We start from the raw sequence: 1355 nt of genomic DNA, 5'->3' as shown, positions 1-1355 counted from the left end.
TTTTTGCAAAACATAGTAATCCTCCTCTACGTACTGATTTTGATATTATTATATCATAATTACTACGTTTGGAAGTAATTACAAGCTTTTTGTGGGATAATCATATAATAAAAAATTTTGCATTTATATCTGATTTTGATAGAGCTCTTACTAAAAAATAGAGAGTATTTAAGCTATGTTTTTAATAATTTAAAAAGAAGTAAGGCTGATTTAGATGAAAACATTTTTAATATCTCCTTCGACCCTTTTGCTAACCTTTTATTGAACAAGTCAACTCTGCTAGAGGATCCTTTACTGTTATTAGTACCGGAACAAACTATTACATAAATAAGGTACTTGATAAATATAAAATAAAAAGAGTAGATTTTTACTCCACTAAAGAAATTTATAAAAATAATGACATTTAGATTTAGATTTAGATTTAGATGAAAATAGTAAATTTTATTCTGATAAATATGGTATTGATAAATTAATTGTTGTAGAAAAGCTAAATATGAAGCATATTTTTTATACTAATGTTAAAAATAAAGTTATAATTACATGACAGAAATACCTATGTATCTTTTTAACCCGATGATATAGTACATTAAAGTAATATTATTATAACCGTTGCTAATGAATATTGATTTAATTAGCAAAAATACAAAGAACTTAGTTTTCTATACTGTCACATTGCTAAGCCTTCAAAGCGACACAGTTACTGCATTTGAAAGGAGATCCCAATGAAAAATAAAATACTTAATATAGCAGGGGTTATAATATCTATAGCAATATTTGTATATTTCTTCTTATATAAAAATGGATTACATCAATTGGTAAGTGTGCTTAAAGTAATCAACATTTCGTGGATAATTGCAGCAATTGCTTTAATGTTCATTTATTGGACTCTTGAAGTATTTATTATACATGAACTTACTAGATTACTTTTTCTAAACCAAAAATTCAGTAGTTCAATAAAGGCCGCTATGGTGGGCCAATTATATGCCTCTATAACACCACTTCAGACAGGTGCTCAACCAGCTATTTATTATGTTTTAGAAAACGAAGGTATAGACCCAGCATCCGCTAGTTCTATATTAGTTATGAAATTCATTATTCATCAAACAACTTTAACTATATATTCTTTCATTATAATTATCTTAAAGTATAATTATTTCACATCAAAAATTTCAGGCATTTTTTATTTGTGTCTTATAGGATTTATATTTAATTTAGGCATTATCTTAACCGTAGTTATATTTTCCATAAAGAACAAAATCTCCCTACGGTCGAGTAAAAACCCTTATGCCAAGCAAATATGATAATCTCATCGTCCTTTGATTATCATATTTGCATCACATTCTGGGCATAGAACA

General features: G+C 26.9%; 1 protein-coding gene. It reads left to right on the top strand.

The window, feature by feature from the left end; translation table 11 throughout:
* The first annotated feature begins 722 nt into the window (after positions 1-722).
* A complete protein-coding gene (locus tag KPL38_RS19255; protein ID WP_216290743.1) occupies positions 723-1301 on the top strand; it encodes a lysylphosphatidylglycerol synthase transmembrane domain-containing protein in 579 nt (192 codons plus the stop codon).
* The last annotated feature ends 54 nt before the right edge of the window (positions 1302-1355 follow it).

The organism is Clostridium psychrophilum, assembly GCF_018861705.1.
GTDB classification, from domain to species: domain Bacteria; phylum Bacillota; class Clostridia; order Clostridiales; family Clostridiaceae; genus Clostridium_AD; species Clostridium_AD psychrophilum.
The sequence above is the reverse complement of the archived record's forward strand: the minus strand, read 5'-3'. Positions and strand labels throughout refer to the sequence as shown.

Bases quoted from the DNA above. Each gene is read 5' to 3' on its own strand.
- KPL38_RS19255 (WP_216290743.1), top strand. From the start codon at position 723: ATGAAAAATAAAATACTTAATATAGCAGGGGTTATAATATCTATAGCA.